The sequence below is a fragment of the Pseudomonas sp. P4_C8 genome, assembly GCF_056401975.1.
Genome location: NZ_JBFUIH010000012.1, coordinates 129,609 through 153,879, shown reverse-complemented (window position 1 = coordinate 153,879; position 24,271 = coordinate 129,609). Strand labels below are relative to the sequence as shown.

General features: G+C 55.0%; 20 protein-coding genes and 1 pseudogene. 14 read left to right on the top strand and 7 right to left on the bottom strand.

The window, feature by feature from the left end:
• The 5 genes from AC1DWM_RS10380 to AC1DWM_RS10360 all read left to right on the top strand — a co-directional run.
• On the top strand, nt 1–679 hold a 679-nt coding region (locus AC1DWM_RS10380), incomplete at its 5' end, for an MraY family glycosyltransferase (RefSeq protein WP_477795140.1).
• Nucleotides 680–769: 90 nt separating this feature from the next.
• Nucleotides 770–2,764: a polysaccharide biosynthesis protein gene (locus tag AC1DWM_RS10375; protein ID WP_223519110.1), complete on the top strand. Its 1,995-nt coding sequence runs from the start codon at nt 770–772 to the stop codon at nt 2,762–2,764.
• Between the two features lie 240 nt (nt 2,765–3,004).
• Nucleotides 3,005–4,096 carry an acyltransferase family protein gene (locus tag AC1DWM_RS10370; RefSeq protein WP_223519112.1) on the top strand — a complete coding sequence of 364 codons (1,092 nt, stop codon included), beginning with the start codon at nt 3,005–3,007 and terminating at the stop codon, nt 4,094–4,096.
• 2 nt (nt 4,097–4,098) lie between these two features.
• Nucleotides 4,099–5,073, top strand: a complete 975-nt coding sequence (locus AC1DWM_RS10365) for an NAD-dependent epimerase/dehydratase family protein (RefSeq protein ID WP_477795139.1) — start codon at nt 4,099–4,101, stop codon at nt 5,071–5,073.
• Entirely contained in the window at nt 5,070–6,212 is a 1,143-nt protein-coding gene (locus AC1DWM_RS10360; RefSeq protein WP_477795138.1) for a glycosyltransferase, read from the top strand. The genes AC1DWM_RS10365 and AC1DWM_RS10360 overlap by 4 nt, the downstream gene beginning before the upstream one ends.
• On the opposite strand, the gene AC1DWM_RS10355 is transcribed toward AC1DWM_RS10360, so the two are convergent.
• The 4 genes and pseudogenes from AC1DWM_RS10355 to AC1DWM_RS10340 all read right to left on the bottom strand — a co-directional run.
• Nucleotides 6,199–7,860 (bottom strand): hypothetical protein, encoded by a 1,662-nt coding sequence (locus AC1DWM_RS10355; RefSeq protein ID WP_477795137.1) that lies wholly within the window; start codon nt 7,858–7,860, stop codon nt 6,199–6,201. The genes AC1DWM_RS10360 and AC1DWM_RS10355 overlap by 14 nt on opposite strands.
• Nucleotides 7,857–8,768, bottom strand: coding sequence for a glycosyltransferase (locus tag AC1DWM_RS10350; protein ID WP_223519120.1), 912 nt, complete (start codon nt 8,766–8,768; stop codon nt 7,857–7,859). Before AC1DWM_RS10350 ends, AC1DWM_RS10355 begins: the two co-directional genes overlap by 4 nt.
• Nucleotides 8,758–10,173, bottom strand: coding sequence for a lipopolysaccharide biosynthesis protein (locus tag AC1DWM_RS10345; RefSeq protein ID WP_223519122.1), 1,416 nt, complete (start codon nt 10,171–10,173; stop codon nt 8,758–8,760). Before AC1DWM_RS10345 ends, AC1DWM_RS10350 begins: the two co-directional genes overlap by 11 nt.
• A 141-nt stretch (nt 10,174–10,314) precedes the next feature.
• Nucleotides 10,315–10,460: pseudogene (locus AC1DWM_RS10340) on the bottom strand (transposase); the annotation flags it as partial.
• 181 nt (nt 10,461–10,641) lie between these two features.
• Between AC1DWM_RS10340 and AC1DWM_RS10335 the strand changes: the two are divergent.
• The 3 genes from AC1DWM_RS10335 (at nt 10,642) to fabF (ending at nt 13,284) form a co-directional block, all read left to right on the top strand.
• Nucleotides 10,642–10,977, top strand: coding sequence for a ComEA family DNA-binding protein (locus tag AC1DWM_RS10335; RefSeq protein WP_223519124.1), 336 nt, complete (start codon nt 10,642–10,644; stop codon nt 10,975–10,977).
• A 205-nt stretch (nt 10,978–11,182) separates the two neighbouring features.
• Complete coding sequence (locus AC1DWM_RS10330; protein WP_223519126.1) at nt 11,183–11,977, top strand: SDR family NAD(P)-dependent oxidoreductase; 795 nt, start codon at nt 11,183–11,185, stop codon at nt 11,975–11,977.
• Nucleotides 11,978–12,009: 32 nt separating this feature from the next.
• Complete coding sequence (fabF, locus tag AC1DWM_RS10325) at nt 12,010–13,284, top strand: beta-ketoacyl-ACP synthase II (protein WP_223519128.1); 1,275 nt, start codon at nt 12,010–12,012, stop codon at nt 13,282–13,284.
• Here fabF and AC1DWM_RS10320 read toward each other — a convergent pair.
• The 3 genes from AC1DWM_RS10320 to eat form a co-directional block, all read right to left on the bottom strand.
• The gene (locus tag AC1DWM_RS10320) at nt 13,265–13,837 is read right to left on the bottom strand and encodes a TetR/AcrR family transcriptional regulator (RefSeq protein ID WP_477795136.1); all 573 of its coding nucleotides are present in this window, start codon (nt 13,835–13,837) and stop codon (nt 13,265–13,267) included. The genes fabF and AC1DWM_RS10320 overlap by 20 nt on opposite strands.
• A gap of 292 nt (nt 13,838–14,129) precedes the next feature.
• On the bottom strand, nt 14,130–14,297 hold the full coding sequence (locus AC1DWM_RS10315) for a DUF2897 family protein (RefSeq protein ID WP_008017828.1): 168 nt from the start codon (nt 14,295–14,297) through the stop codon (nt 14,130–14,132).
• Nucleotides 14,298–14,421: 124 nt separating this feature from the next.
• Entirely contained in the window at nt 14,422–15,786 is a 1,365-nt protein-coding gene (gene eat, locus AC1DWM_RS10310) for an ethanolamine permease (protein WP_223519132.1), read from the bottom strand.
• Between the two features lie 352 nt (nt 15,787–16,138).
• Here eat and kdpF point away from each other — a divergent pair, with 352 nt between their 5' ends.
• The 6 genes from kdpF (at nt 16,139) to AC1DWM_RS10280 (ending at nt 24,228) form a co-directional block, all read left to right on the top strand.
• Nucleotides 16,139–16,228: a K(+)-transporting ATPase subunit F gene (kdpF, locus tag AC1DWM_RS10305; protein WP_007899818.1), complete on the top strand. Its 90-nt coding sequence runs from the start codon at nt 16,139–16,141 to the stop codon at nt 16,226–16,228.
• A gap of 8 nt (nt 16,229–16,236) precedes the next feature.
• Nucleotides 16,237–17,931, top strand: coding sequence for a potassium-transporting ATPase subunit KdpA (kdpA, locus tag AC1DWM_RS10300; protein WP_223519134.1), 1,695 nt, complete (start codon nt 16,237–16,239; stop codon nt 17,929–17,931).
• A gap of 10 nt (nt 17,932–17,941) precedes the next feature.
• Nucleotides 17,942–19,999: a potassium-transporting ATPase subunit KdpB gene (gene kdpB, locus AC1DWM_RS10295; protein ID WP_477795135.1), complete on the top strand. Its 2,058-nt coding sequence runs from the start codon at nt 17,942–17,944 to the stop codon at nt 19,997–19,999.
• Nucleotides 20,000–20,164: 165 nt separating this feature from the next.
• On the top strand, nt 20,165–20,710 hold the full coding sequence (kdpC, locus tag AC1DWM_RS10290) for a potassium-transporting ATPase subunit KdpC (protein ID WP_223519138.1): 546 nt from the start codon (nt 20,165–20,167) through the stop codon (nt 20,708–20,710).
• 131 nt (nt 20,711–20,841) lie between these two features.
• Nucleotides 20,842–23,493 carry a DUF4118 domain-containing protein gene (locus tag AC1DWM_RS10285; RefSeq protein WP_477795134.1) on the top strand — a complete coding sequence of 884 codons (2,652 nt, stop codon included), beginning with the start codon at nt 20,842–20,844 and terminating at the stop codon, nt 23,491–23,493.
• A 36-nt stretch (nt 23,494–23,529) separates the two neighbouring features.
• The gene (locus tag AC1DWM_RS10280) at nt 23,530–24,228 is read left to right on the top strand and encodes a response regulator (protein WP_223519357.1); all 699 of its coding nucleotides are present in this window, start codon (nt 23,530–23,532) and stop codon (nt 24,226–24,228) included.
• Nucleotides 24,229–24,271: the final 43 nt, after the last annotated feature.

Sequence of the window (24,271 nt, the reverse complement as noted above, 5' to 3'; positions counted from 1 at the left end):
GCTTCCTTCTGTCACTGTTATTGGTTGGACAGTTGATCTCGGTTGGGTCGGACACCTTCTTGGGGTCATTTACTTGGTCTGGATGCTAAATCTTTACAATTTCATGGATGGAATTGACGGTATTGCTAGTATTGAGGCTTTGTGTGCTTGCCTCGGGGCCTGTTTACTTTACTGGCTTGGCGGGTTTACTGAGCTTTTATGGACTCCTTTGATACTGGCAATGGCCGTTGCCGGGTTTCTCTATTGGAATTTTCCTCCTGCACGTATTTTTATGGGGGACGCAGGAAGCGGATTTTTGGGTATCGCCCTGGGAATGATTTCGTTACAGGCTGCTTGGGTTTCATCGCAGCTACTCTGGGGATGGCTAATCCTCTTGGGCGTGTTTATTGTCGATGCGACATTTACACTGCTACGTCGGTTGGTTCGAGGAGACAAGGTTTACGAAGCTCACCGAAGCCATGCTTATCAGTACGCTTCGCGAATGGCTGGAAAGCACTTGCCAATCACGCTTGCGGTGGGAGGCATCAACCTGTTTTGGTTGTTACCTATCGGAATCTGCGTAACAAAGTTTGGGCTTGATGGCGCGCTCGGGCTGATGATCGCCTACTTGCCTCTAATCGTCCTGGCGATAATGTTTCACGCAGGGGAGTTAGAAAAGACGCCATCCTCAGGTGTTTGAGGCTTGATGTTGTAAAGTATTGATTGTATGCGAATGTGGCACTCAAAGTGTCTGACTAATAAAAGTGTGGTGAGAGGTGTTCGTAGGGGTATGGATAAGTTCCGAGCTTTGCTATTAGGTCTTCCGCGCCGAAGTAAACGACTTATTCAGGTGACGGTAGACATCGTCCTTGTCTGGCTAGCCCTCTGGATGGCATTTGTTGTTCGCTTGGGGGTTGATGATTTGATCAATCCTTTTACTCAACACCTTTGGCTCTTCCTAAGTGCCCCAGTGGTAGCCATTCCGCTCTTTATCCGGTTTGGAATGTATCGCGCTGTTATGCGCTACTTCGGGAACGACGCTCTTATCGCAATCATTAAGGCAGTCAGCCTGTCATCCTTAATTCTCGGCGTTGTCGTCTATTGGTACAGTAATCATCAAAATGTCGTACCTCGGTCAATCATTTTCAACTACTGGTGGTTGAATTTGATCATGATTGGTGGTTTGCGGCTGGCAATGCGTCAGTTTTTCCTTGGAGATTGGTTTTCTGCGGCTCAACATGTCCCTTTCACCAATCGTGATGACGGTTTGCCGAAAGTAGCTATCTACGGGGCTGGAGCTGCCGGAAATCAGCTCGTCGCAGCGTTGCGAATGGGGCGTATCATGCGTCCTGTTGCCTTTATCGATGACGATAGCAGTATTGCCAGTCGTATTATCTCCGGACTGCAGGTCTACAAACCCAAGCATATTCAGCAGATGATTGACGTGACTGGCGCGCAAGAAATTCTACTGGCGATTCCTTCATCATCTCGTGGTCGTCGTCGTGAGATCCTCGGTTTGCTTGAGAGTTACCCGCTTCATGTCCGTAGTGTGCCTGGGTTCATGGACTTGGCAAGCGGGCGGGTTAAGGTCGATGATATTCAAGAGGTGGATATTGCCGATTTGTTGGGGCGCGATGCAGTGCCTGCTCAAGAGGAGCTGCTTGAGCATTGCATCAAGGAGCAGGTGGTCCTTGTCACCGGTGCAGGCGGCTCCATAGGCTCCGAACTGTGCCGACAAATTCTGGCTCTTCGTCCGACTGCCCTTTTGTTGTTCGAACATAGCGAATTTAATCTCTACAGTATTCTTTCTGAGCTTGAACAGCGAATTAATCGTGAATCCTTGTCGGTAAAACTGCTGCCAATTTTAGGGTCGGTTCGAAACCAGCATCAACTTCTGGATGTGATGAAATCTTGGCATGTAGACACTGTTTATCATGCCGCGGCTTATAAACATGTCCCTATGGTTGAACACAATATTGCTGAGGGTGTGCTAAATAACGTGATTGGCACTCTTAATACAGCCCAAGCTGCTTTGCAGGCGGGCGTCTCGAACTTTGTGCTGATCTCCACCGACAAGGCGGTTCGGCCCACCAACGTAATGGGCAGTACCAAGCGGCTCGCTGAACTGACTCTTCAGGCATTAAGTAAAGAGGCCGGGCCGGTGTTATTTGGCGATAGGACTAGTATCTCTACGGTTAATAAAACTCGATTTACGATGGTCCGGTTTGGTAATGTTCTGGGGTCCTCAGGTTCGGTTATCCCTTTATTCCATAAGCAAATCAAGTCGGGTGGTCCGCTAACAGTTACGCACCCGAAGATCACTCGTTACTTCATGACTATTCCCGAGGCCGCACAATTGGTCATTCAAGCCGGCTCTATGGGGCAGGGCGGCGACGTATTCGTGTTAGACATGGGCGAGCCAGTAAAAATCGTCGAACTGGCGGAAAAAATGATTCATCTGTCCGGTTTAAGTGTCCGCTCAGACAAAAATGCCCATGGCGATATCGCTATTGAGTTCACTGGTCTGCGGCCAGGAGAGAAGCTTTACGAAGAGTTGCTGATTGGGGATAACGTAGCTGCAACTCAGCATCCGATGATCATGACTGCAAACGAGGATCATCTGGATTGGGATGTGCTCAAGGCCAGGCTTACCGAACTGTTGGCTGCGGTCGAGCAGGATGACTACTCCCGTGTCCGTCAATTGCTGCGTGAGACTGTCCAGGGTTATACGCCGGATGGCGAAATTGTTGACTGGATCTACCAGCAACGTCGACTTGAGCCCTGATCACATCATAGGGGAGTAGGATAGTCAGCATCGGAAGGGCTTCTACGTAGGTGCTGAGAAACTGCGTCGTGAATCCCATATTCGCAACTGCTCGCCAGACATTACGCGGAAACGTGAGGCATGTCTGGCAGTAGGTGTGCCATAAATGGGGGCGCGCCTCGTAACGCTTAGTGAAGTGCCATTAGCTCACCGGAGTGAGGTAGTAGGCTAACAGTGCCATTACTCCAAGCGACGATCAGAATGCAAAAAAATATCGATATCGAAGCCCTAAGAACTTACGCGGTCGGTATGACGGTGATCGCCCATTTAGGTGAGTTGATACCCGCTTGGACGTCATCTTTATCGGTATTTTGGTTGGGTAGTGGTGTAGATCTATTCTTCTGCATCTCTGGATTTCTAATCTGCCAGATTCTTCTTCAACAACGTGATTCAACGTTTGGTGATGTCGCAAAAGTATTTTGGGTCAAGCGAGTATCCAGGCTATGGCCTGCCGCGATGTTCTGGAGCGTGTTCTCGCTCTGGTGTGCCTTTTTTTTCAAAGATGGAGTTTTTGGTTCCTTTAATGACAGCCTGACTAATGCGCTTTTTAGTATGTTGCAGTTTGAGAACGGCTATCTTGTAGGTTGCGTGTATTTTCAATGGTTACCTTGCGCGATCAGTCCAAACTATTGGGTCTATTGGTCGTTGTCGCTAGAAGAACAGTTTTATTTTGTATTCCCGTTTCTGTTGTTTTTTGTTCGAATGCGATACTTGGTCCCTGCGTTACTAATAATGGTGCTTTTGCAACTCGCCATCGTCAGGCCGTGGGGGACACCGCTATGGTTTTTTCGCACTGATGCGCTATTGCTCGGAGTGCTTCTTGCTGTATTGAAACAAAACGTCTATTTAAAAAATATCCGTTTGTTCGACAATAATAATGTAATTAGAGTTGCCTGTGTCGTGTCGTTGTTGGCGGCGACAGTGTTGCTCGCTCGACGAGACTGGTTTTCTTTATTTCACAGTTATGTTGTTCTGGCAGCATTTGCTCTAGTTGTACTCGCTTCTTTCAACAAAAACTATATCGTGAGTTCGGAACGAGGGCGCCGGGTTTCATGCTTTTTTGGCGCGCGATCTTACTCTATCTACTTGATCCATACTATCGCGTATTATCTGACGCGCGAAATATTTATCAGGCTAGGGGCGGGAGGTGAACCTACGCAGGTACACATCGCTTTGATGCTTATAGTCGCCGCAGTTCTATTGGGGTTGATGGTAGAATTTTCGTACCGGTTGGTAGAGCAACCTTGTCGATTGTACGGACGTAATCTAGTCGCCAGTTATAGGGAGGAATAGTCTTGAACAGTGTAAAGAATGACAGTGGCCCCGGGGTGAACGGCGTAATGCAGCGTCTTGTGGTGATTGGCGGTACTGGTTTCGTAGGCCATCATCTTCTCAAGGCATTGTCGGATACCAGCAACGCTTTCGAGATTATTTTTGCGGTGCATCGGAACGAACCGGCTTGGTTGGCTGACTCATCGATACACGTTCAGCGCTTCGATGTAGAGAGTAGCGCTTCGCTGGCGGTGATATTGACCCCAGGCTGTATTGTATTGAATTTACTCCGCCCAGACGGATCTGGTTGGTTCTTGCCGGCGATTGAGAGCGTGCTGCGGGCTTGCCGCACCGCTTGCGTTAAGCGCTACATCCATGTTTCAAGTATCGATGTATTTGGAGCAAGTCAGGACAGTGTCTGTACATCTGCTTCTCCGATAGTCCCCATGACACCTTATGAACGAGAGCATGCAGCTGCGGAAGCGCTCGTACGTGCTGAAGTGGCCGAACATTTTGAGGTGTTGGTTTTACGGTTGGGAGCGGTGTTTGGTGTGGGAGGGCTGAATATCGTATCGTTCGTAAAAGAGGTTTCGAGTGCTCCCCATTGGAAGCTCGCACTACGTCGATCGTTGTATGGTGCCCGTCGTATGCATCTCGTTAGCGTTGAAAAAGTAGTCGAAGTATTACTTTTTATCACTACCGTAGAAACAATTGTCCAGGGTGAAATCATTGTCGTCACCGAAGATTCTGCGCCCGATAACAATTTTGCTTACCTTCAGGACTGCCTGATGAAAGCATTCGGTCGATCGGTTTTTTCTCGTATACCTTGTCTTCCTCCCAGTATCCTTCGTTACGTTTTGGATGTGCGCAAGGTTAGTAATTCTGATCCAATGCGACGTTTTCGTGATACTCGTTTGTCCGAACTGGGTTTTTTGGATTGTGCGCAATTTACGACTCGCCTTGATAGTTACGTTAAATATTTGAGGGCGAATGCATGAAGATCCTATTGGTTAACATTTCGCTGGATGCTCAGCGAGGAGGAGGTACGGCTGAGCGTACTCGGCATTTGGCCAAGGCTTTGTCCGAGAAGACAGGCTGTCCTTGTGAAGTCATTGCTATGGCCGGCGACTCTTGGCAGTCAGAGTTCGATGCCAATGGTATAGAGACATACATCACGGGAAGGATTGGCCACCGTTTACCAGTCCCATTGGTCAATCCATTGCGGGCGTGGAAGGCAATTAAGTCCGCTGACGTTATACATATCATGGGTTACTGGAATTTGCTCAGCGTGTTTATCGGATTCTTGGCCAGGCTGGCAAAAACGCCTTACGTATTGTGCCCGGCTGGTGAGTTTGCGTCTGTCGGAAAGCCACGACCGATCATGAGGATTTTTCATGCTCTCCTTGGCAAGTCATTGATCAAAGGCGCTGCGGGCTTTATTGCGATTACTCAACTTGAACGGACGCTCATTGCGGAAATCTCCCGCCTGCCAGAAGACGGTATACCCGTATTTTCAAATGCAGTATCGGAGCCGGCGTTGCTTCCGAATCGTACCCAAGCAAGTCTCCCTCTTGAGCCCTACATCCTATTCATGGGAAGACTAGCGCCTGTAAAAGGACCTGATCTTCTGCTTCAAGCCTATCTCGCTACTCCTGCTGCGCAAGCTTATCCATTAGTTCTCGCTGGACCTGATTTCGGCATGCAGAGTGAATTACAGTTATTACTCGCAGATAGCGCGCTCGCGAATAAGATTCATTTTATTGGTTTCCTGAATGAGGCGCAGCGTAACGAAGCTTATCAACACGCGTTGATGTTGGTTATCCCGTCCAGATCAGAAGCAATGTCCCTCGTTGCCCTCGAGGCGGGTATTGTTGGCTTGCCGTTGCTGCTGACTGATACCTGCGGGTTCGACGAGGTACAAGCGATTGATGGGGGATACGTGGTCGAGCCCACTGTCGTCGGAATCAGTCAGGGGCTCGAACTCATGCTTTCTGATGTTGACGATCTGGCTAATAAAGGCAATCGTCTCAAAACGTACATCATCGATCACTACAGTTGGCAGGTTATTGCCACTGGAATGATCGAGTATTTTGAGGGCCGTATAGGAGTGGAAAAAGTGCGAACTACGAAGTCGTAGCCTTAGAGGTTCTCATGGTTGTCTTGTCAAGTATCAATTTAAGCACGAGTAAACCAACCAGGAATGCTGAAAGTTCTAAAATAAAGAACCAGAAAGCGATCGGAAAATTCATCTGAACGATGAGGTAAGCTAACGCAATGCCTACTGTTGCATTGGTCATGGCATTGTTTAGCAACTTTCTTGTGGCAAGTTCGATGTTGTAACCGAGGAAGAAAAGAAACATAATTCCGGCAAAAAGTACAAGGTGGCTACCGCTATAAAATAGGACCGCGATAGGGCCTGGAATTGTCATAAAAGTGAAATTCTCATAGTCTGCATACTTCGCATCGGATATACGCTGGAAGATTGCCTTAGTACCCTTTGCCGGATCTTCCTTTAGCCCTTCCGTTAATAGCTGGATGCTTAGACTTTGGTCGCTCGTCACTGCTAGCACGCCTTCGATGCCGACCCAGCGATCAACTATTAACTTGCTTATTTCCTTAGCTATCCGATTGATCTTCTGTTCGGGGGTTAGGGGCGGAGCGACATATGGTATTTCCGCCTCGCTAGGCTTCAATTCTTTTTCGGAAGGTTTGAGTGTGTCCTTGGAAGCGGTATCTGCATTACCTGCAAAACCTGCGTCACCTGCATTACCAGCATTACCAGCATTACCAGCATTACCTGCATTACCTGCATTGCCTGCATTGCCTGCATTGCCTGCGTTATCTGCATTCTCTGCATTATCTACATTTGCTTGTTGCTTCATTAACGTTGCATCCGTAACGGGTACCGCTTTGGCAAAGGATGCCAATCGGTCCGTTGAAACAGCAAGAAGCGAAAATACGAACAAAAGTGCCGTGGCACAAACTACTTTTATCCAGTCTCGTTTCGACAGCTGCCAGCCTAGGCGTTTGCCTTGAAGCAGGTAAATTACGAATGGAACCGCAACATGAAGAATCATCTGTGCCCGACTACCCATGGAAATAGCGGTCAGTGCACCTTCAATAATAACAATATAAAAAAGTGTGCGTGGGGCAAATGTGCCGTTTGCGACCATCCAGTAGGCTAGCGTTGAAAGAGCAATGACATTGCCCCAGGCCACCATGAACGCCACCACCACGTAGATGTAACTATTTAATTTTAAAGTTGGCTCGTAACCAATTTTCAAAATTGAAAAATAGTAATTGAATGTCAAAAGCCCTATGGTGAATAGGACCATTAATGCCAGTAGTGGAGGTAAAAGCCTGGAGTTTACTATGTTGTTTTTGAGTTCGACTCGGTCTTTGGCTTTGAATGCTACAGAGTAGTAGCAAATGAGCAGGGCACCGAACGCCGTGATCAGTACCGTAACAGCCTTGTCCCAAGCTGCCGGGGACTCATCGAAATCACCAATCGGTTCGTTGAAGTCGTTACCCAGGAATAAGTGCAAGACAATTTTTGCCCAGCAGCCGAGTGTCAGAAAAGAAAATAGAAAGAAACTGAAATAACTCTTTGCACGATTGATAAGCGTGGCATGTACTATCGCAATAGATAGAGCGCTATACGCTATAAATAATATTTTTGTTCCCGGATAATAAAAAGTTGCGCTGATACTGACCATGAGTACCATGGCGAGGATCGATAATGTGATTGGTTTATGCACCATAAAACTTTCCGGGATTACTTTCATTTTTTCACCGATCTGGATTTATAGATTCCAATGACGTAGCTGATCATCTTGCGAGAAAAAAGCGATGAGGGGTGCAGCGCAGCAGCGCGAGCCATTCTTTTAAAAGAGACTGCGTATCGACCAGAAAAACCGTGCATGAATCCAGAGAGCATGAGTGCGTTCGCCGTGGCTCTTTTCTTCCAGTGCAAGTAGGGTTTCGGCAAATCAGCACTGTTAAAGAAGCTCTCAATCACCTGGACCGGCTCGTCTGATCTCTGGGCCGTGGATCGATTATAGGTGGTCGAGCCAGAATGAATACGGAAGTCTGCCAGAGCTTCAGGGACCCTGATGAATGGGCCGCGCTGGCAAAGGCGTAAGAAAAAATCCATATCCGGAATGCTCCTTAATGCGGTGTTCCAATCACCCACTTGTTCCCATGTCGATCGTTTGAACAATGCGCCTGGGCCAGGTAAGCACTGAAAATTTGCGACAAGGAGTTCGCTGGAAAAGTCAGGAGCATTAATGGTTCGGACATAGGACGAATGTTCGTCGATTACGCAAAAGTCAGGGTACGCCAACACTGTTTCTGGCGACGACTGCATGAGCGAAACGATTTTTTCGATGGCCGTCGGGTGCAATCTATCGTCGGCGCTAAGGTAACCCAATAAATCTCCGGTACTTTGCTTCCATCCGAAGTTCATCGCGGCGCTCTGACCGGCATTCTCTTGTCGAAAATGCAAAAACTCATCCGGAAGACTTTTCAGCAAGTCGGACGTGTCATCTGTCGATCCATCATCCACAACAATCAGCTCGACATTTTGATAGGTCTGCTTTTTGACGCTGTCAATAGCATCCAATACATACCGGCCGGTATTGTATGTCGGTATGACGATGCTGACCTTTGGCAGGTTCAGGGTTTTATCTTTCATGCGAAATCTCTTTGCGAAAGTAGACGCGAGCGAATTGCGTGAGTGATTTGTAGTTGGCAGTTGTTTTCAGGCCGAATATCCGACGTACGTAGTAAATCATCAGAGTGGATTGGATGATGCTGCCAACGCTATAGACGATAGCCAGCCCTATAATTCCATAAAAAATGATTGCTACACTTCCGCCGACAATCATCAGGACACCACTTACGACAGAAATTTTCATCGCGATATTTTGTTTTTGTAGCATGACCAATGCCATGCCAGCGGTACCAGCGTATGTCTGAACCACTTGCGCGATACCGAGAATAATGAATATATAGTAAGCCTGTGAGTATTCTTCGGGCCACGCTTTCGAAATGATGAACTTGCCAGCAGCGGCGAATAGTATGTAGCCGAAGATCGCCATTCCTGTCGCTGCTCCGGCGCCTATCCCCATTACCTTTTGAAGGTAGAGTCTTTTGTTGCGCACCCATATACGACCGATTGACGGTGCGATGACGGTGTTGATGACGGCCAGCGGTATCAAAACCAATGCAGCAAGTCGTGACGCTAAGCCGTAAATTGCGACGTCTGCAGTACTGCCAAAATACGCAATGATCCACAAGTCGGCTTGAGCAACTATGAACAGCACACTTGTTGTCGTAACGTTAGGTAAAGTTTGTCGGAGTATCTCTGTATAGCTGATAGGCTGGATGATTTCTCCAGTATGTGCTCTATACCAGCGCCACAAGGAGTAACCACCAAGCAATGCGGTACATAAAACACCGGATATTCCTGCCAGAAGCAATACGTCAAGCGGCAACGTCAATTTCGACTGCCAGGCAATGATTACGGTAGCGGCGCTCGCGACACCTGCCCCCACAACCAGGAAACTGGCTTGGACGAAGTGTCCTAATACTCGATGCTGTTCAGATAGCAAGGTTACCAGGGCAGCCAGTACCATACTGATTGAAATCAGAGGTGCGAGTGTTTGAAGTGCTCCCACTAATTCTGAATCTAATAAATTATTCAGCAAGTGAAGGGTTAGCCAGAAGCTAAAGGCGAAAGTGCAAGCGGCTAAACCACCAATTAACAAGGTCCGAAGTAATGTTTGCTTTATTCGGCCATTATCTTTAACACCCATCGCTCTCGAAATAATGGCTGGGGACGTAATACTCAAACCCAACTGACCCAATGTTGCAAGCGCCGCTATTATGGATTGGCAAAGAAAAAACAAACCAACCGACTCTTGTTTCATGGTGAGCGGTAATAAAATTCCGGTCAGGGCCCCTGTGCCAAGCAAGAGAAACCGGCCGATAATTGCTGCAGCACTTGCCGCTAATGGAGAGGATAGCGCGCTGATAGATTTCTTTGCAGCCATGTGATGAGTTCGCAGGGAAGACAGAAGGCGGTCGGCGATTTTCACGGTTTTTCAATGCTCTGTCTATCGCTCACCGTAGCTCAGGGCACAGGTATGTACAACAGATCCTGATTTTTTTCTGATGGTGCCAAGGCTTTCCGTTTTTAGGACGTGCTGATAGCGAATTGCAGCGATATTGCTTGCACCAGGTCCGGCTTCATAGGTGGCGAGCGCTTGCTCGGCATGAGTGTCTGATAGATCGGCTTCAGCGCTTTGCTCAGCTCGCGCCGCTTTTCCCAAGTGGCGTAGTCAATGTTGTTACGGATCAGATGGACGATGCAGGTCTGCGGTGTGTTCATGCCCGAGCACAAAATTTATGACTACGCCCAATGAGGCTGTCGATCGCATCCATCCCTGCCTTTATTAATTCATATCCTGTAACGGACACACTTTTGACAGTTCCATCCCATGGCCTAAGTTTGGAAGGCAGCTTCGGAAAGCTGCTTTCTAAATCGATGTCATGGAGCTTCAATTATGCGTACTGGCTATTTCTACTCTTTGGTTTTTGCCCTGCTCACCAGCGCTTCTGTTGCCACAATTGCCGCACCTGCGGCGAAACCCGAATCAGGCAGCGCACCTCTGGTGCTGGAGGTTTCCCCTAAGACGCAGTCTGGCAAAGTCGACCTCAATGCAGCCGATGCCCCGACACTGCAGCGCGAGTTGACCGGTATCGGAGAGGCCAAAGCCAAGGCGATTGTTGCCTATCGTGAGAGTAATGGGCCATTTTCATCCGTAGACGAACTGCTGGAAGTGAAGGGGATTGGTAAAGCGATTCTGGACAAGAATCGCGAGAAGCTCCACGTGAACTAAGCTTTTAGCTCAACGCCAGGGGCCGGTCATTGACCGGCCTTTTTGCTTTCTGGCGAAAGGGTCGGTGCTGCGCCTTTCATCGGTCAATAAAAAATTATGGCTATCATATACGGCTTAAATTATGTCTATAATTCATTTGTCGTTCGCTGACGCGTACTGGCATTCAGGCGCTCGCTTCCCCTAAACATCTCCCAGGAGCACAGTCATGACTTCCACCCAGTCCCAAGGTACAGCCCTCGTTACCGGTGCATCTTCCGGTATCGGTGCGATTTACGCTGAGCGGTTGGCAGCGCGTGGTTTTGATTTGTTGTTGGTTGCTCGTGACGAGCAGCGGCTTGAGGCTGCTGCGAGCAAGTTGCGCGCCGAGCACGGTGTTCAGGTGGAAGTATTCAAGGCAGACCTGACACAAAAGGATGATGTACTGAAGATCGAACAGCGTGTTCGCAGCGATTCGAGTATCAGTCTGCTGCTGAACAACGCTGGCGTCGCGGCAGATGGCCTGCTGGCGAATGCCGACATGGAGCAGCTGGAAAAGTTGATTCAACTGAACGTCACCACGGTCACACGCCTGGCATCGGCGGCAGCCGCCAGTTTTGCCAAGGCAGGCCGGGGTTCTATCATCAATATAGCGTCGGTGGTGGCGTTGTTTCCCGAGCGCTTCAATGCGACTTACAGCGCTAGTAAAGCGTATGTGTTAAGCCTGACGCAGTCCTTGAATGCCGAACTGGACGGCACTGGGGTCAAGGTTCAAGCCGTGTTGCCAGGCGTGACGCGCACCGAAATCTGGGAGCGCTCAGGTATCGACGCTAGCCAGATTCCGGCGGACATGGTCATGGAAGCAGGTGAAATGGTTGATGCTGCGTTATCCGGTCTGGACCAAGGTGAGCTGATCACCATTCCATCGTTGCCAAACGCCTCCGAGTGGGACGACTTTGTAAAAGCCCGCCTGGTAATGGCGCCGAATCTTTCCAAGAGTACGGCCGCCGCACGTTACAAATGAGGCGCCATCCATCGGCTTGAGGTATTTGCGACATGAGTGATCGTCGAGTAGTTGTCACCGGCATGGGCCTGGTGTCTCCGCTGGGTAGCGGTGTTGAAGCTGTCTGGGAGCGTTTGCTGGCCGGGCGTTCCGGGTTGCGTAATTTACCTGAAGAGGTGGTCGCGGATCTGCCGGCCAAGGTTGGCGGCGCTGTACTCTCCGTGGCGGAAGATCCCGAGGCGGGTTTTGACCCGGATCGAGCAACGCCACCCAAAGAGCAGAAGAAGATGGACCGCTTCATTCTGTTTGCCATGGAGGCCGCGCGACAGGCGTTGGAGCAGGCCGGTTGGCAAGCACTGGACCCGCAAGCCCAGGAACGCACGGCAACCATTATCGGTTCTGGGGTCGGTGGGTTCGGCGCGATTGCCGATGCGGTACGCACCACCGACAGCCGTGGACCTCGGCGACTGTCGCCCTTCACTATTCCGTCGTTCCTGGTCAATCTCGCGGCGGGTCATGTGTCGATCCAGTACGGATTCAAGGGTCCGTTGGGCGCTCCGGTTACGGCGTGTGCGGCCGGGGTGCAAGCAATTGGTGATGCGGCGCGGCTGATTCGTTGCGGCGAAGCGGATATTGCCGTGTGTGGCGGCGCTGAGGCAGCGATCGATCGGGTCAGCCTGGCCGGGTTCGCGGCTGCGCGTGCCTTGTCCAGTGGTTACAACGAAACCCCTGAGCGGGCTTCTCGGCCGTTTGACAGTGATCGCGACGGCTTTGTGATGGGGGAGGGTGCGGGGATTCTGGTGATTGAATCACTGGAGCATGCCTTGGCGCGCGGGGCTCATCCTTTAGCCGAACTGGTCGGCTATGGCACCAGTGCTGACGCCTTTCACCTGACCGCGGGCCCCGAAGATGGCAGCGGTGCGCGCCGGGCGATGTCGTTGGCATTGGCGCAGGCTGGTATTTCAGCGGCTCAGGTACAACATCTCAATGCGCACGCTACGTCGACGCCGGTTGGCGACCTCGGCGAGTTAGCCGCTATCAAGTCGTTGTTCGGTACAGACAACAAGGTGGCGGTGACGTCGACCAAATCGGCGACAGGGCATTTGCTCGGTGCGGCCGGCGGGATTGAGGCGATCTTCACGCTGTTGGCGATTCGCGATCAGATTGTGCCGGCCACTCTGAATTTCGATAATCCGGACCCAGCGGCACAAGGCGTGGACATCGTCCACGGTCAAGCGCGGCCAATGGCTATCGAGTATGCGCTGTCCAACGGCTTTGGGTTTGGCGGTGTCAATGCCAGCGTGCTGTTCAAGCGCTGGCAGGATTAGTCCGGGGTTGTTTAAGAAACGCGCGTGTCACGTCGAGAATCCGCTGGGCCAGTTCAGGATTCTCGACACTGCGCGAGAGCAGCAATGCGCCGACCAGTGCGGACATGATGACGATGCTCTGGTCCGCGGCATCCTCGTCTGCAAGGGTGTCTTCTATTTGTTGGAGCCGTGCGTTCAACACTGCGTCCGAGGTCGGGCTTGGCTGCCCGCGCAAACCAAGTTCTGATGACATGGTTGGCAACGGGCAACCTTCATGAGGTGAGGTCTGGTGCCATTCGGACAAATAAGCGTCGATGAAGGCATCCAGTGGGCGATCCTGGGCGAACAGCTCGGCACACAACGCTTCGAGCTGATCGCCAGCCGCTTGCAACGCCTTTTCAACCAGTTCGTCTTTGGACTTGAAGTGCGAGTAAAAGCCTCCGTGGGTCAGCCCCAGCGCTTTCATCAACGGTTGCAAGCCAGTCGCCCCAATACCGTCCCGACGGAATCGCGCTGAAGCTTCCTTGATGATGCGCTTGTGGGTCTGGGCTTTATGGTCCTGCGAGTAACGCATCTGAAATCTCCGCAACAATGCGCCATCTTAACCAATGAAAATGGGATGGTGATTGTACTTCTACTTCTAAAAAGCATGCAGATGCGTCTAACGGTGCTCTAAAAGCGTCAATGACTTGTCAAAAATAATGACTACTCCTTTACCAAAGTTTATTGAGCAATCATGAGGCGAAGTACATCAGCAAGGGAAAGTCCTTGGCCGACATGACGCTGGTGGAGAAAAATCAGGTGTTTGCCTACAACGCTAGATAAACAAAACCCTGTCATTCACTGAGAATGACAGGGTTATTGGGTTAGCGGTCCTTCGCTTCCTTGGCATCCATTTCCGCATTGCGTTCAGCGACGCGTTTACGTTGCTCATCGGTCAGTTCGACCTTGTTGGCGGTGTCGCGCAACATCATCAAACCGCCAACAATCGAGCCGATTGCAACGACCAGAATCAACCAGGCATACCAGGGCATAGGGCTCTCCTTGAGGGCAGGCCGATTGACGGAGTTCGCCAATCGATCGTGCATACCACTTTGAGCGATGGGTTTTCGCAGTGGTTCCATTCTATGCCTGATAGGCCAAACGCACCTGAGCTGTTTATAGCCCGGTCAACATCGCGTCCGCCGGTGCATCGGCGCGCAACTGCGCGGTCAGCAGGAAGTACACGAAACCCACCGCCATAAAGCCGAGAAAGATCAGCCCGATCAAGGTGTTGAACCAGGCCATCGCCACGAGGCACACCACCGCCAGTACCAGCGCGATCATCGGCACCAGCGGATAGCACGGCGCACGGAAAGTGCGCTCCAGGTTCGGTTCGGTTTTACGCAGTTTGAACAGGCTGAGCATGCTCATGATGTACATCACGATCGCGCCGAACACCGCCATGGTGATCATTGCCGCTGTCAACGTCATACCGCCGAGGTTGATCAAGCCGTCACTGTAAATCGCCGCGATACCGATCACACCGCCAACAATGATTGCCCGGTGCGGCGTCTGGAAGCGCGACAGTTTGGCCAGGGAGGCCGGCAGATAACCGGCCCGGGCCAGCGCGAAGAACTGCCGCGAGTAGCCGAGAATAATTCCGTGGAAACTCGCCACCAGGCCGAACAGGCCGATCCACACCAGCATGTGCAGCCACCCGGAGCTTTCGCCGACCACGGTTTTCATCGCTTGGGGCAGTGGGTCGTTGATGTTCGACAGGGTGCGCCAGTCGCCCACGCCGCCAGCAAAGAACATCACGCCCATAGCCAGCAATACCAGAGTCAGAATCCCGCTGATGTACGCTTTGGGAATCGTCCGTTTCGGGTCCTTGGCTTCTTCGGCGGCCATGGCGGCCCCTTCGATGGCGAGGAAGAACCAGATGGCGAACGGAATGGCCGCGAACATCCCGGCGATCGCCGGGGCACCGAATACATCGGAACCGGCCCAGCCATTCAATGCGAAGTTGCTGAAGCTGAACGCTGGTGCAACCACGCCCATGAACACCAACAGTTCGGCCACGGCCAGTACGCAAACTACCAATTCGAACGTCGCTGCGAGTTTCACCCCGAGAATGTTCAGGCCCATGAACACGATGTAGGCACCGACCGCCGCGTGTTTTGGATCGAGAGCGGGAAACTGCACGTTCAGGTAGGCACCAATCGCCAGGGCAATCGCTGGCGGCGCGAAGACGAATTCGATCAGTGTCGCCAACCCGGCGATCAGCCCGCCTTTTTCGCCAAACGCGCGGCGACTGTAGGCAAAGGGACCGCCGGCATGGGGAATCGCCGTGGTCAGTTCGGTGAAGCTGAAGATGAAGCAGGTGTACATGGTGGCGACCATAAACGAGGTCACCAGAAAGCCCAATGTGCCCGCGACGCCCCAGCCGTAACTCCAGCCGAAATACTCACCGGAAATCACTAACCCAACGGCAATGCCCCACAGGTGCAACGTGCCAAGTGTGGGTTTGAGTTGTGTGTTCATGCAGTTGCTCCCTGAACGGTTTGGAATGCTCGGGAGGAGGGCGTGTGCAGTGGGCGTGCCAGTGTTGTGATAGCAGTCGTAAAGCGTAAAAACACGTCGTATCGGGGATGTTCGCTGCGGGATGCCCGCATTTTGTGCATCAGTTGGGGGCATGGGTGCCTGTACTGCCGCCTTCGCGGGCAAGTCGAAGAGGCCCGCCAGGACGACACAAAAACCAAGCTGTAACGCCGCCATAAACCCACTCTTTACGCTTTCTTTATGCCCCGCCCGCACCCTCGGTCTCGTTCCTTTACAGCCTCCCTGCCGACAATGACTCCACACGCGGCAATACGCCGTAACACGGAGAACTTCCATGAGCGTTCTGGACGGAGTGTCGCTGCTACTGGCAGTGGGGCTGTTCATTTATCTGTTGGTTGCGCTGTTGCGCGCGGACCGGAACTAGGAGCGGCTATGCACAGTTATGACTATTGGCTGATCCTCGCCTTCTTCGCCCTGGTGCTGATTCCGGCACCGTTTCTGGGTCGTTTCTACTACAAGGTGATGGAAGGTCAGCGCACTTGGCTTTCGCCGATCCTCGGGCCGGTGGAACGCGGCTGTTATCGCGTGGCCGGCGTTGATCCGCTGGCCGAACAGAGCTGGCAGAAATACACCCTGGCCTTGCTCGCCTTCAACCTCGCGGGCTTCTTGCTGTTGTTCGCGATCCTGTTGTTCCAGGATCACCTGCCGCTGAACCCGCAAAACCTGCCGGGTCAGGAGTGGACACTGGCATTCAACACCGCCATCAGTTTCATGACTAACACCAACTGGCAGGCGTATAGCGGTGAGGCGTCGCTGAGCTACTTGAGTCAGATGGCTGGCCTCACCGTGCAAAACTTCGTCAGCGCCGCCACCGGCCTGGCGGTATTGGTTGCGCTGTGTCGCGGTATCGGTCGCAAGTCGACCAAGACCCTCGGTAATTTCTGGGTCGATATGACCCGCGCCACCCTCTACGGTTTGCTGCCGCTGTGCCTGCTACTGGCGCTGTATCTGGTCTGGCAGGGCGTGCCACAAACCTTCGCCCAATACGTGAATGCCGTGACCATGCAGGGCGTCGATCAGGTGATCCCGCTCGGCCCGGCCGCCAGCCAGATTGCGATCAAGCAACTGGGCACCAACGGTGGCGGCTTCTTCGGCGTCAACTCGGCGCACCCGTTCGAGAACCCGACGGCGTGGAGCAACCTGTTCGAAGTAGGCTCGATCATCCTGATCCCGGTCGCGCTGGTGTTCACCTTCGGCCACTACGTCAAAGACCTGCGTCAGAGCCGCGCGATCATCGCCTGCATGCTGGCCTTGTTCCTGATTGGCGGCGCGACGTCGCTATGGGCCGAGTACCAACCTAACCCGGCGCTGAACAACATCGCTGTTGAACAGACCGCGCCGCTGGAAGGCAAGGAAACGCGTTTCGGCACCACCGCCACGGTGCTCTGGTCGGTGACCACCACGGCCGCGTCCAACGGTTCGGTCAACGGCATGCATGACAGCCTCAACCCGCTGAGCGGCATGGTCGCGCTGGTCAACATGATGGTCGGCGAAGTGATCTTCGGCGGCGTCGGTGCCGGGCTCTACGGCATGCTGCTGAACGTGTTGATCGCGGTGTTCCTCGCCGGCCTGATGATCGGCCGCACGCCGGAATACCTCGGCAAAAAGCTGCAAGCCAAAGAAGTGCAATTGCTGGTGATGACCTTGCTGGTGATGCCGGTCGGTGTGCTGGTGCTCGGCGCGATTGCTTCGGTCCTGCCCGGGCCGGTGGCGTCAGTCAGCAACCCTGGACCACATGGCTTCAGCCAACTGCTCTACGCCTATACCTCGGCCAGTGCCAACAACGGTTCTGCGTTCGGTGGCTTCAGTGCAAACACGCCGTTCCACAACCTGATGCTGGGGCTTGGCATGTTGATCGGTCGCTTCGGTTACATCCTCCCGGTACTGGCGTTGGCCGGCAGCCTGGCGATGAAGAAAACCGCACCGATCGGCCAGAACAGTTTCCCGACCCATGGCCCGCTGTTTGTGACTTTGCTGACCGTGACCATTTTGCTCGTGGGTGGTTTGACCTTCCTGCCAACCCTGGCGCTGGGTCCGATCGCTGAACACTTGAGCATGGGCTTCTGAGGAATCAATGATGAATATGCCCGTAACCAAAACCGCCGTCGTCAAGGCGCCGGAACAACCGAAAACCGCGATCTCGGCCCTCTGGCGCCCGGCGCTGGTGCAAGCCTTCGTCAAGCTCGACCCTCGGCAATTGCAGCGTGCGCCGGTGATGCTGGTGGTCGAACTGACCGCCATCCTGACCACCGTGCTGTGCTTCATTCCCGACAGCGCCGTGCCGACTTTTGTCGCCGCGCAAATCGCTTTGTGGCTGTGGTTCACCGTGCTGTTCGCCAACTTCGCCGAAGCCTTGGCCGAAGGTCGCGGCAAGGCTCGCGCCGACAGCCTCAAGGCTGGCAGTGAAGGCTTGAGCGCCCGTCGCCAAACCACCAGCGGCACCTTCCAGTTGGTGCCGGCCACCACCCTGCGTAAGGGCGATGTGGTTCGCGTTGAAGCGGGGGAAATGATTCCCGGTGATGGCGAGGTGATTGAAGGGATCGCCGCAGTCAACGAAGCAGCGATTACCGGTGAATCCGCGCCGGTGATTCGTGAATCCGGGGGCGACCGTTCGGCCGTCACCGGCAACACGCGATTGGTCTCCGACTGGCTGCTGGTGAAGATCACTGCCAACCCAGGCGAGTCGACACTGGACCGCATGATCGCCTTGGTCGAAGGCGCCAAGCGCCAGAAAACCCCGAACGAAGTCGCGCTCGACATCCTGCTGATCGGCTTGACCCTGATCTTTTTGCTGGTGGTCGTCACCTTGCAACCGTTCGCTCACTTCGCCAACGGCAGCCTGCCACTGGTGTTCCTGGTGGCGTTACTGGTCACGTTGATTCCGACCACCATTGGCGGTTTGTTGTCCGCCATCGGGATCGCCGGGATGGACCGTCTGGTGCGGTTGAACGTGATCGCCAAGTCCGGTCGAGCCGTGGAAGCGGCGGGGGACGTGCATGTTCTGCTGCTGGACAAGACTGGCACCATCACCTTCGGTAACCGTCGTTGCACCGCAGTTCATGCGGCACCGGGCGTCACCGCCAGAGAACTGGCCGAGGGTGCCTTGTTCGCCTCGCTGGCTGATGACACGGCTGAAGGTAAATCCATCGTCGAGTACCTGCGTGGGACTCAACCACAACCTGAGCCCGCCACCGAGTTGCTGACGGCGGTACCGTTCAGCGCTGAAACCCGTCTGTCCGGTGTCGACTACCAGGGTCGCGTGTATCGCAAAGGTGCGGTGGATTCATTGCTGGCCTTCGTCGGCCTGAAACGCGCCGACCTGGCCGCGCCGCTGTCCCGGGAAATCGACAAAATTGCTCAGAGTGGCGGCACCCCGTTACTGGTCTGCGCCGACGGCAAATTGCTCGGCGTGATTCACCTCAAGGACGTGGTCAAACCCGGCATCCGTGAACGTTTCGCCGAGCTGCGCAAACTGGGGATTCGCACGGTCATGGTGACCGGCGACAACCCGCTGACCGCCGCCGCGATTGCCGCCGAAGCGGGCGTCGATGACGTGCTGGCCGAAGCCACACCGGAGAAAAAACTGGCGCGCATCCGTCACGAGCAAAACGACGGGCGCCTGGTCGCCATGTGCGGCGACGGCGCCAACGACGCCCCGGCGTTGGCCCAGGCGGACGTCGGCATGGCGATGAACGACGGAACTCAAGCGGCGCGCGAAGCGGCGAACATGGTCGACCTCGACAGCGACCCGACCAAGCTTCTGGACGTGGTGCAGATCGGCAAGGAATTGCTGGTGACGCGAGGTGCGTTGACGACCTTTTCCATCGCTAACGACGTGGCCAAATACTTCGCGATTTTGCCGGCGCTTTTCGCTTCGATCTACCCGCAACTGGGCGTGCTGAACGTCATGCACCTGACCAGTCCGCAGAGCGCGATTCTGTCGGCCATCGTCTTCAACGCCTTGATTATCGTGGTGCTGATTCCACTGGCCTTGCGCGGCGTGCGAGTACAGGCCGCGAGTGCGGCGGCGCTGCTGCGACGCAATCTGTTGATCTATGGATTGGGCGGGATTCTGGTGCCGTTCGTGGGCATCAAGGCGATCGACATGCTGTTGACGGCGCTGCATCTGGTTTAACCCTGGCGAGCGCTTCGCGCTCGATCGCGGGCAAGCCTTGCTCCAACGGGGTTTGAGGTGCTCCCCAGGCCTGTGTACGACACCAACCCGTAGGAGCAAAGCTTGCTCGCGATGAATCCAACACGATGCACCTGATATTTGTTATCCGAATTCGAGGATTTTGAAATGTCCACAATGATACGTCCGGCCTTGAGCCTGCTGGTCCTGATGACCCTGATCACCGGTGTCGCCTACCCCTTGGTCGTCACCGGTGTCGCCCAGATCGCGTTCCCGGATCAAGCCAATGGCAGTCTGGTGCGCGATGCCGACGGCAAGGTCCGTGGTTCGTCGCTGATTGCCCAGGATTTCGTCGGTGACGCCTGGTTCCATCCACGACCATCGGCCGGTGCTTTTGCCACCGTGTCGAGCAGCGCGAGCAACCTGTCGCCGAGCAACCCGGCGCTGGCCACTCGGGTAATCGACGATGCCAACAAATTGCTGGTGCCGGGGCAAGGGCCAGTGCCACTTGCCCTGGTGACCACCTCGGGCAGCGGGCTCGATCCGCACTTGCCACCGGCGGCGATTGCCTATCAACTGGCGAGAGTGGCCGCCGCGCGCAATCTGCCGGTGGCGACCCTTCAGCAATTGCTGGATGCACACATTGAGCAGCCGTTGGTGGGACCGCCGGTGGTGAATGTGCTGGCGCTGAATATCGCGCTGGAACACCTGTAGATCGATGGTGCCACCAATCGCGAGCAGGCTCGCTCCCACAGGAGAATGTATTCCAAAATGTGGGAGCGAGCCTGCTCGCGAAGACGGCCTCACAGACACCACATCAACACCTGAAAAAAGAGAGCTTCAGCATGAGTGACTCCGGCCGCGCCGACGCGCTGTTAGCAGACCTGCCCCGCGATGGTCGTGGCCGACTCAAGGTTTTCCTCGGCGCAGCGCCCGGTGTCGGCAAAACCTACGCCATGTTGCAAGCCGCTCACACTCAACTGCGCCAGGGCGTGAAAGTCATCGCCGGTGTGGTCGAAACCCATGGCCGCGCCGAAACCGAAGCGCTGCTCGGTGGCTTGCCGCAACAGCCATTGGTGCGCTCGGAATACCGTGGCGTGATGCTCGAAGAAATGGACCTCGACGGCTTGCTGGCAGCCAAACCGAAACTGGTGCTGGTGGACGAACTGGCCCACAGCAACGCCCCCGGCAGTCGCCACGCCAAGCGCTGGCAAGACATCCAGGAATTGCTCGCCGCCGGCATCGACGTCTTCACCACGGTCAACGTCCAGCACCTGGAAAGTCTCAATGATCAAGTGCGCGGCATCACCGGTGTGCAGGTTCGGGAAACCCTGCCGGACTGGGTGCTGCAAGAAGCCTACGAACTGCTGCTGATCGACCTGCCACCGCGCGAACTGCTAGAGCGTTTACGCGACGGCAAGGTCTACGTGCCGGAGCAGGCGCGGGCGGCCATCGACGCGTTTTTCACCCAGACCAATCTGACCGCCCTGCGCGAGATGGCGATGCAAACCGCCGCCGCTCAAGTCGACAATGACCTGGCTCAGGGGTATCGCCAACTCGGTCAAGCGGCGCCAGCGGTGCGCGGTCGCCTGCTGGTCGGTGTCGATGGCGATGCTCAGGCCGAGCGTCTGGTGCGTCACGCCAGTCGTGTCGCCCAGCGTCGGCATTTGCCGTGGAGCCTGGTGCATGTTGATAACGGCAGCGTGCGTGACGAGCAATCGCGGCTGCGCCTGCAGAGTGCCCAACAATTGGCCGAACGCCTCGGTGGCGAAATAGTGTTGTTGCGCGCTGGCGAAGTCGCGAAAACACTGATCCAGCACGCCGCCGAACGCCGCGCCAGTCTTGTGCTGGTTGGCCAGTCCCGGCAGCGTCTGCGTCGGCGCTTGTTCGGCGGTGGCTTGGCATCACGCCTGCTGCGTGATGCGCGCGGGCTGGAAATCAACGTCCTCGACAGCGATCACCTGCCGCATCAACCGCGCCAGCGTTCGACACAGTCGCTGGTGTGGTTCGATTACGCGCTGGCGGCAGTGGCGACGGTGTTGGCCAGTGCCTTGGCCTGGGGCGTGGCGAGTATTTTGCCGCTGCCCAACATCTCGTTGGTGTTCCTCGCCGCCGTGTTGCTGGTGGCGGTACGCAGCAGTCTTGGCCCGGCACTGGCCTGTGCGGCGCTGTCGTTTCTGACCTATGACTTCCTGTTCATTCCGCCGAATTTTTCCTTCGCCATCCAGCGCGAAGAAGACGTGCTGACCCTGCTGTTCTTCCTGCTGATGGCGGCACTCACCGGCAACCTCGCGGCCCGGCAAAGGCGGCAGTTACAGGCGCTACGTGACACTCAGGAAGAGACCAGCGAACTGCTCGACCTGTCGCGCAAACTGACAGCAGCCACCGACCGTCAAGCCGTGGTCAGTGCCGCCGCCCAGCACCTCAATGGCTGGAGTGACTTGCAACTGTGCCTGCTCAATCAAGACGGGCAGGGTGGCTGGAAGGTCGAAACCGGCGGCCCGCTGGAGTTTTCCGAAGCCGAACGGGCGGCCGCCGATTGGGCCTGGCAACACGACCAACCGGCGGGGGCGGGCACCGATACGCTGCCGTTGGGGCGTTGGTGGTGGTGGCCGTTATCGGTGGAAGACGGGCCACTGGCATTGCTCGGCGTGTGCGCTAAAGAAGGCCAGACGTTAAGCGGCCAGCGTCGGCGTCTGTTGACCGCGTTGAGCCAGCCGCTGGCCCAGGCGCTGGCCCGTGCACAACTGGCCGAAGACCTTGAAGCGGCGCGACTGCACGGTGAAACCGAGCAACTGCGCAGCGCGCTGTTAGCCTCGGTGTCCCATGACTTGCGCACACCGCTGACGTCGATGCGCGGCAGCATCGACAGCCTGTTGGCCCTCGGTGAAGCCATCCCGCTGGAGGATCGCCGCGAGTTGCTCGAAGGTACTCGTGACGAAGCCGAGCGCCTGGATCGCTACATCCAGAACCTGTTGGACATGACCCGCCTGGGCCACGGCGCGTTGAAGCTGGCGCGTGATTGGGTGTCGCCGGCCGACATTGTTGGCAGTTCACTCAACCGACTGCGCGCCGTGTTGGCGCCGTTGCAGGTCAGCACTGATGTGCCGTCGGAGTTACCGCTGCTGTTTGTCCACGCGGCGCTGATCGAACAGGCGCTGGTCAACGTGCTGGAAAACGCCGCGCGATTTTCACCGGCTCATGGGCGGCTGCAATTGTGCGCCGGGGCCGATGACCGCGAGCTGTTTTTTTCGGTGAGCGATGAAGGGCCAGGCATTCCGCAGGAGGAGCGGGCGAAGATTTTCGACATGTTCTACACCGCCGCGCGCGGTGATCGGGGCGGGCAGGGCACCGGACTGGGGTTGGCGATTTGCCAGGGCATGGTCGGTGCGCACGGCGGGCGGATCAGCGTCGCCGACGGCATTGAAGGGCATGGGACCTGCATCACTCTTCACTTACCCCTGCAGGAGCAACCTGTCTTTGAAAGTGAAGCCTGATACCCTTTGGATCTTTCCATGCCGCGATCAGAAATCATGAGCCAGACCGCGACCGTTTTGGTCATCGACGACGAACCGCAAATCCGCAAATTCCTGCGCATCAGCCTGGTCTCCCAAGGCTACAAAGTGCTGGAGGCCGGCACCGGCACCGAAGGCCTCGCGCAAGCAGCGCTGAACAAACCGGATTTGCTGGTGCTCGACCTCGGTTTACCCGACATGGACGGCCAGCAAGTGCTGCGCGAGTTTCGCGAATGGTCGACAGTGCCAGTGCTGGTGCTGTCGGTGCGTGCGAGCGAAGGGCAGAAAGTCGAAGCACTGGATGGCGGCGCCAATGACTACGTGACCAAGCCCTTTGGCATTCAGGAGTTTCTGGCGCGGGTGCGCGCCTTGTTGCGGCAGGCGCCAATGGGGGAAGCTCAGCAGGCGGCGCTGACGTTCGGCCCGTTGACCGTGGACCTGGCGTATCGGCGGGTGCTGCTCGATGGCGTCGAAGTGGCTCTGACGCGCAAGGAGTACGCGGTGCTGGCGCAACTGGCGCGGCATCCGGGGCGGGTCATTACCCAGCAGCAACTGCTCAAGGATATCTGGGGGCCGACCCATACCGAGGACAGTCATTACCTGCGGATTGTGGTGGGGCATTTGCGTCAGAAACTGGCGGATGATCCGACTCAGCCTCGGTTTATCGTGACCGAGGCGGGGGTTGGGTATCGGTTGTTGAGTGAAGTAAGCCTTTAGTTTTTTGCTGACTGTTCCGGCCTCATCGCGAGCAGGCTCACTC

What these genes read in the sequence shown, in the direction of transcription:
- kdpB (WP_477795135.1), top strand. Translation starts at nt 17,942, where the DNA reads ATGAATATGCCCGTAACCAAAACCGCCGTCGTCAAGGCGCCGGAACAA.
- AC1DWM_RS10285 (WP_477795134.1), top strand. Translation starts at nt 20,842, where the DNA reads ATGAGTGACTCCGGCCGCGCCGACGCGCTGTTAGCAGACCTGCCCCGC.
- AC1DWM_RS10330 (WP_223519126.1), top strand. Translation starts at nt 11,183, where the DNA reads ATGACTTCCACCCAGTCCCAAGGTACAGCCCTCGTTACCGGTGCATCT.
- AC1DWM_RS10335 (WP_223519124.1), top strand. Translation starts at nt 10,642, where the DNA reads ATGCGTACTGGCTATTTCTACTCTTTGGTTTTTGCCCTGCTCACCAGC.
- kdpA (WP_223519134.1), top strand. Translation starts at nt 16,237, where the DNA reads ATGCACAGTTATGACTATTGGCTGATCCTCGCCTTCTTCGCCCTGGTG.
- AC1DWM_RS10360 (WP_477795138.1), top strand. Translation starts at nt 5,070, where the DNA reads ATGAAGATCCTATTGGTTAACATTTCGCTGGATGCTCAGCGAGGAGGA.
- AC1DWM_RS10350 (WP_223519120.1), bottom strand. Translation starts at nt 8,768, where the DNA reads ATGAAAGATAAAACCCTGAACCTGCCAAAGGTCAGCATCGTCATACCG.
- AC1DWM_RS10315 (WP_008017828.1), bottom strand. Translation starts at nt 14,297, where the DNA reads ATGCCCTGGTATGCCTGGTTGATTCTGGTCGTTGCAATCGGCTCGATT.
- AC1DWM_RS10370 (WP_223519112.1), top strand. Translation starts at nt 3,005, where the DNA reads ATGCAAAAAAATATCGATATCGAAGCCCTAAGAACTTACGCGGTCGGT.
- AC1DWM_RS10280 (WP_223519357.1), top strand. Translation starts at nt 23,530, where the DNA reads ATGAGCCAGACCGCGACCGTTTTGGTCATCGACGACGAACCGCAAATC.
- AC1DWM_RS10375 (WP_223519110.1), top strand. Translation starts at nt 770, where the DNA reads ATGGATAAGTTCCGAGCTTTGCTATTAGGTCTTCCGCGCCGAAGTAAA.
- AC1DWM_RS10320 (WP_477795136.1), bottom strand. Translation starts at nt 13,837, where the DNA reads ATGCGTTACTCGCAGGACCATAAAGCCCAGACCCACAAGCGCATCATC.
- kdpF (WP_007899818.1), top strand. Translation starts at nt 16,139, where the DNA reads ATGAGCGTTCTGGACGGAGTGTCGCTGCTACTGGCAGTGGGGCTGTTC.
- kdpC (WP_223519138.1), top strand. Translation starts at nt 20,165, where the DNA reads ATGTCCACAATGATACGTCCGGCCTTGAGCCTGCTGGTCCTGATGACC.
- AC1DWM_RS10355 (WP_477795137.1), bottom strand. Translation starts at nt 7,860, where the DNA reads ATGAAAGTAATCCCGGAAAGTTTTATGGTGCATAAACCAATCACATTA.
- fabF (WP_223519128.1), top strand. Translation starts at nt 12,010, where the DNA reads ATGAGTGATCGTCGAGTAGTTGTCACCGGCATGGGCCTGGTGTCTCCG.
- eat (WP_223519132.1), bottom strand. Translation starts at nt 15,786, where the DNA reads ATGAACACACAACTCAAACCCACACTTGGCACGTTGCACCTGTGGGGC.